Annotated in this window: 9 protein-coding genes and 1 tRNA gene; all 10 read left to right on the forward strand. The window is 68.4% G+C overall.

Features of this window, described 5'->3' with window-relative positions:
* Positions 1-288 (forward strand): hypothetical protein (locus VM840_07295; GenBank protein ID HVL81378.1); only part of this gene is annotated, 288 nt, incomplete at its 5' end.
* A 65-nt stretch (positions 289-353) separates the two neighbouring features.
* Positions 354-428, forward strand: a tRNA-Trp gene (locus tag VM840_07300).
* 30 nt (positions 429-458) lie between these two features.
* Positions 459-764 carry a preprotein translocase subunit SecE gene (secE, locus tag VM840_07305; GenBank protein HVL81379.1) on the forward strand — a complete coding sequence of 102 codons (306 nt, stop codon included), beginning with the start codon at positions 459-461 and terminating at the stop codon, positions 762-764.
* 3 nt (positions 765-767) lie between these two features.
* A complete protein-coding gene (gene nusG, locus VM840_07310; GenBank protein HVL81380.1) occupies positions 768-1,613 on the forward strand; it encodes a transcription termination/antitermination protein NusG in 846 nt (281 codons plus the stop codon).
* A gap of 11 nt (positions 1,614-1,624) precedes the next feature.
* Complete coding sequence (gene rplK, locus VM840_07315) at positions 1,625-2,056, forward strand: 50S ribosomal protein L11 (protein ID HVL81381.1); 432 nt, start codon at positions 1,625-1,627, stop codon at positions 2,054-2,056.
* Between the two features lie 4 nt (positions 2,057-2,060).
* Complete coding sequence (gene rplA, locus VM840_07320) at positions 2,061-2,774, forward strand: 50S ribosomal protein L1 (GenBank protein HVL81382.1); 714 nt, start codon at positions 2,061-2,063, stop codon at positions 2,772-2,774.
* A 147-nt stretch (positions 2,775-2,921) separates the two neighbouring features.
* Positions 2,922-3,458: a 50S ribosomal protein L10 gene (gene rplJ / locus VM840_07325; GenBank protein ID HVL81383.1), complete on the forward strand. Its 537-nt coding sequence runs from the start codon at positions 2,922-2,924 to the stop codon at positions 3,456-3,458.
* Between the two features lie 5 nt (positions 3,459-3,463).
* Positions 3,464-3,847, forward strand: a complete 384-nt coding sequence (rplL, locus tag VM840_07330) for a 50S ribosomal protein L7/L12 (GenBank protein ID HVL81384.1) — start codon at positions 3,464-3,466, stop codon at positions 3,845-3,847.
* A 123-nt stretch (positions 3,848-3,970) separates the two neighbouring features.
* Complete coding sequence (locus tag VM840_07335) at positions 3,971-4,336, forward strand: S1 RNA-binding domain-containing protein (protein ID HVL81385.1); 366 nt, start codon at positions 3,971-3,973, stop codon at positions 4,334-4,336.
* 53 nt (positions 4,337-4,389) lie between these two features.
* The coding region (locus VM840_07340; protein ID HVL81386.1) for a DUF501 domain-containing protein at positions 4,390-4,676 on the forward strand (287 nt) is incomplete at its 3' end.

Consider the following 4,676-nt stretch of genomic DNA (forward strand, 5'->3'; position numbering starts at 1 on the left):
GTCCACGTCCAGACGTGCGATGACTGCCGGACGGAGCTCGCCCGGTCGACCGATGTCCGGACGGCCCTGTCCGGGCTCCGTCACGCCACCGTGGCCGTCCCTCCCACGTTGGAAGCGGACATCATCGCCGCGCTCGACCGCACGTGGGGGACCCGGGCCCGCGACGTCGTCACGTCGCACCCCCGGCTGTGGAAGGGGATCGGGGTCGGCGCGGCCGCAGCGGCTGCTGCTACCGCGCTGGGCGTGGTCGTGGTCCGCCGCCGGGTGCGCCCCGGTCTCGCCGCCTAGGCCCGGGGGCAACCCCTCGCCGTGCGGTCTATACTGAACAGGCGTGTTCCCACGCAACCCACCTTAGGGCCGTAGCTCAACTTGGCTAGAGCACCGGTCTCCAAAACCGGGGGTTGGGGGTTCGAGTCCCTCCGGCCCTGCGAGGGAATCAGCGAGGAAGGACGATTGAAGTGAACCGCGAGATCAAGCGGCGGATGAAGCGCGACCAGAAGGCCGCCGAGCGCCAGGCGGCGCGCGGACGTCCACCCGTCGCGCCTCAGCAGCTGCAGAAGCGCGAGCGGGTCGGGATGAAACAGTGGATCCGCGAGATCGTGGCCGAGCTACGTCGCGTGATCTGGCCCAGCCGCCAGGAGGTCATCACGTACTCCATCGTCGTGGTCGTCGTCGTCTCGCTGCTGACCGGCATCGTGTTCCTCATGGACATCGGCTTCTCGGAGGCCGTCATCACCCTGTTCCGTCCTGCGGGGGGCGGCTAGGGCATGCAGGACGAGCAGGCCCGCTATGAACCGGAGACCGATGTGAACCCGACGAACCAGACGGACACCTTCACCACCGAGCGTGACGCCGCGGCCGATCCGGACGTGGAGGCGAGCGCCTACACCGACGAGACCGTCGACGTCTACAACGCGGCGGACGCCGCCGAGGCCTCGGCCGAGACCTCCGCGGTGGCCGACCCCGTCGAGCCCGCTGCTCCGGTGGCTGAGCCCGGACCCCCTCCCACGCCGGCGGCCGAAGCCGTCCCCGAAGACGAGGACGACGAAGACGAGGACGACGAGGACGAGGGCCCGGACCTGTTCCTGCCCGGCGACTGGTACGTCGTCCACACCTACGCGGGTTACGAGAACAAGGTGAAGGCGAACCTGGCCTCCCGTATCTCCTCGATGAACATGGAGGACAAGATCTACGACGTGGTCGTCCCCACCGAGGAGGTGATGGAGCTCAAGCAGGGGAAGAAGCAGATGGTCCAGCGCAAGGTCTTCCCCGGCTACATCCTCGTCCGGATGGTCCTCGACGACGACTCTTGGTACGTCGTCCGCAACACCCCCGGTGTGACGGGCTTCGTCGGCCCCACGGGAGCCAAGCCCACCCCGCTCGACCACGCGGAGGTGGCCAAGATCCTCGCTCCGAAGGACGAGGAGCGGGTGCGCCCACGCCTCGAGTACGAGGAGGGCGAGGTCGTCAGCGTCATCTCCGGTGCGTTCGCCGGTATGAGCGGTCCCATCTCGGAGATCAACGCCGACCAGCAGACGGTGAAGGTGCTGGTCGACATCTTCGGCCGGGAGACCCCGGTCACCCTGCCGTTCGATCACGTAGCGAAGCTGTAGGAGCGAGAGAGATGTCCAAGAAGGCCAAGAAGGTCGCCGCGATGCTGAAGCTCCAGCTGCCCGCTGGACAGGCGAGCGCGGCTCCGCCCGTCGGTCCCGCCCTGGGTCAGCACGGGCTCAACATCGGGGAGTTCGTCCGCCAGTACAACGAGGCGACGTCGAAGCAGGCTGGGACCGTCATCCCGGTCGAGATCACCGTGTACGCCGACCGCACGTTCGACTTCGTCCTGAAGACCCCGCCCGCGGCCGTCCTGATACGCAAGGCGGCCGGGATCGAGAAGGGGTCCCCGGAGCCGAACCGCAACAAGGTGGCCACGATCAACCGCAAGCAGGTCCGCGAGATCGCCGAGACCAAGATGGCCGACCTCACCGCCAACGACGTCGAGGCGGCCATGAAGATCATCGAGGGAACCGCCCGGTCGATGGGCGTCAAGGTGGAGTGACGAGATGGTGAAGACAGCGAAGCGCCTTCAGCCCGCGCTCGAGCGGATCGACCGCGACAAGCTCTACACGCCCGCCGAGGCGATCGATCTCGTCAAGGACCTCGCCAAGGCCAAGTTCGACGAGACCGTCGAGGTCGCGTTCAAGCTCGGCGTCGATCCCAAGAAGGCAGACCAGATGCTTCGCGGAACCGTCTCGCTCCCGGCCGGCTCCGGGAAGACGGTCCGGGTGGCGGTCTTCGCAGCCGGCCCGGCCGCCCGGGAGGCCGAGGAGGCCGGCGCCGACGTGGTCGGGTCCGACGACCTGATCGAGCGCGTCCAGGGCGGCTGGTTCGAGTTCGACGCCGCCATCGCGACGCCGGACATGATGCCCAAGGTCGGGAAGATCGGGAAGATCCTCGGACCGCGTCAGCTCATGCCGAACCCGAAGACGGGGACGGTCACCCCCGACGTCGGCAAGGCGGTGACGGAGATCAAGGGCGGGAAGGTCAACTACCGGACGGACAAGTTCGCCAACGTCCACGTGATCCTGGGCAAGGCGTCGTTCTCGCGGGAGGACCTGCTGCGCAACTTCACGGCGGTCCTCGATGAGGTCATCCGGGCCAAGCCGTCCGCTGCGAAGGGGAAGTACGTCCGCGGCATCACGATCTCGTCCACCATGGGCCCCGGGGTCCCGGTGGACCCGAACGTGACACCGCGCGACATCGTCGCGACGCAGTAGGCCCGCCGGGCCGATATACTGTCCGCTGCCGTAGACAGCAGGTCCCATCAGGGCGAAGGCTCTCCGGAGCGCCTGCCGAGGTGAAGCGCATGGCTCCCAGCCGTGTGCGGCCTCGGCCCTCGTCCGAAGTGGGACGGGGGTTTCATCATGCCGGATACATACGAGGTCAAGGTCAGGCCCGAGAAGGTCGAGGCCATCGCGAAGATCCGCGACAGTCTCGAACGGGCGGGCGCGATCGTGCTCACGGAGTACCGCGGGCTGACGGTCGGCGAGCTGGCGGAGCTCCGCACGAAGCTGGCCGAGTCCGAGGTCGAGTACCGCGTCGTCAAGAACACGCTGACGGCGCGCGCGGCTGCGGAGATAGGGATAGAGGGGCTCGACGGGCTCCTCGAGGGGCCCACCGCCGTCGCGTTCCTGTACGGGGACCCCGTCTCGGGCACGAAGGCCCTGACGACGTTCGCGGACGACCACCCCGCGCTCGTCGTCAAGGGCGGGCTGCTCGAGCGGCGGCTCATGTCGAAGGAGGAGACCCAGGCGCTCGCCAAGGTCGATCCCCTGGACGTCTCGCTCGCGAAGATCTGCGGGTCGCTCCAGTCTCCGCTGGCCGCGATCGCCGCCACCCTGGAGGCGCCGCTCGGCCGGATCGTTTACGTGTTGGAACAGCTAGCAGCTCGAGGAGAGTGACAGCCATGGCTATGACGGTCGACGACGTTTTCGAGGCGATCAAGGGGATGTCCGTCCTGGAGGCGGCCGAGCTCGCCAAGAGGATGCAGGACGAGTTCGGGATCCAGGCGGCCGCCCCCGTGGCCGTGGCCGCTCCCGGCGCTGCCGCAGGCGACGGAGGCGGAGCAGCCGCCGAGCAGGACGAGTTCACGGTCATCCTGCAGGCCGCCGGCGACAAGAAGATCCAGGTCATCAAGGAGGTGCGCGCGGTCACGAGCCTCGGCCTCAAGGAGGCCAAGGACCTCGTAGACGGCGCTCCCAAGCCCGTGAAGGAGGGCGTCGACAAGGAGGAGGCCGAGAAGATCAAGGCCGCCCTCGAGGGAGCCGGCGCCACCGTCGAGATCAAGTAGCAGAGCTCAGCGTGGGTCCGCGGCGCGCAGCGCCGCGGACCCGTACGCTGGGGGCGCACCCGCGGGGCGTTGACGCTCCCCCGAGGCGTCCATACGATTGGGTTCCACCCGACAGGAGGTTCGATGGCAGAGGTTGGCGACACGGTCGAAGGTGTCGTTGAGCGTTTGGCACCTTACGGCGCCTTCGTCGCTCTCGACACCGGGGAGAAGGGCCTGATCCACATCTCGCAGGTAGATCGGTCCTATGTGAAGGACGTGAAGGAGTTCCTGCGGGAGAACGACCGGGTGACCGTGAAGGTCCTGGGGATGAAGCCCGACGGCAAGCTCGACCTGTCGATCAAGGCCCTCCAGGAGCCCGACCCGCGCGAGCGCCGGCCCCTGCGCCGCGGGCAGGACCCCGAGTTCGAGAAGATGCTGAAGTCCTACCTGCGCCGCTCCAACGAGCGGTTGGCGGACATCAAGCGTCGCGATCGCGGAAGGCTCGGCTGAGCCAGGACCGCTTCGAGCTCGACCCGCGTGATCGTGCCGCGGTCGAGCTGCAGCTGGGGCGACCCCTTCGGGGCGAGGTCCGCGTCGCCGCCCGTTGCCCCTGCGGGCTCCCAGCGGTCGTCGAGACCCACCCCTACGCCGACGGCGTCCCCTTCCCGACCCTGTTCTGGCTCACGTGCCGCAGGGCGTCCTCCGCCATCGGGGGTCTGGAGGGTACGGGGTTCATGCGCCGGGTGAACGACCGGCTCGGCGAGGACGCGTCCTTCCGTGAGGCTTTCGACCGGGCCCAGCGTGACTACGTCCGGAGGCGCAACGAGCTGGCGGTGCTCGAGGGGTCGGG

Source organism: Actinomycetota bacterium, from assembly GCA_035540895.1.
GTDB lineage: Bacteria > Actinomycetota > JAICYB01 > JAICYB01 > JAICYB01 > DATLFR01.